Origin of the sequence: Mesorhizobium sp. M00.F.Ca.ET.216.01.1.1, from assembly GCF_004010325.2 — a bacterium.
Lineage (GTDB): Bacteria > Pseudomonadota > Alphaproteobacteria > Rhizobiales > Rhizobiaceae > Mesorhizobium.
On record NZ_SADR02000252.1, the window covers coordinates 1 to 365 of the forward strand.

Below are 365 nucleotides of genomic sequence, written 5' to 3' on the forward strand. Positions count from 1 at the left end.
GGCCAAGCAGCTCCAGGGATTGGCGCTGCCGGTCGAGGTGCGCAACCAGGCGCGGGTGCATCTGTGGTATCCGGCGAAGTTCGGACGGGAGTGTCCGCGCTACACGAGCGCCAGCGAATCCGTCAGCTATTTTGCGTCGAAGACGCATGCGGTTGGGGTGCGGTTCGGTGCTGACGGGGCGTTGGAGTTGGTGGCGCCGTTCGGACTCGATGACGTCTTTTCGTTTCGCATCACGCCGAACAGGGCGCTGGATAATCAGCGGACGCATGAGGCGAAGGGGAGAAGGGCGCGGGAGTGTTGGCCTGAGATTAGCGTGCTGCCGTGGTAAGGGCGCAGAATAAAATAAGTCGGCGCGAGGCGCCGGC

The 365-nt window shown here is 63.6% G+C and carries 1 protein-coding gene; it reads left to right on the forward strand.

Features of this window, described 5'->3' with window-relative positions; all coding sequences use genetic code 11:
• Positions 1-328 (forward strand): nucleotidyltransferase family protein (locus EN859_RS35975; protein WP_135913656.1); only part of this gene is annotated, 328 nt, incomplete at its 5' end.
• Between the last annotated feature and the right edge of the window lie 37 nt (positions 329-365).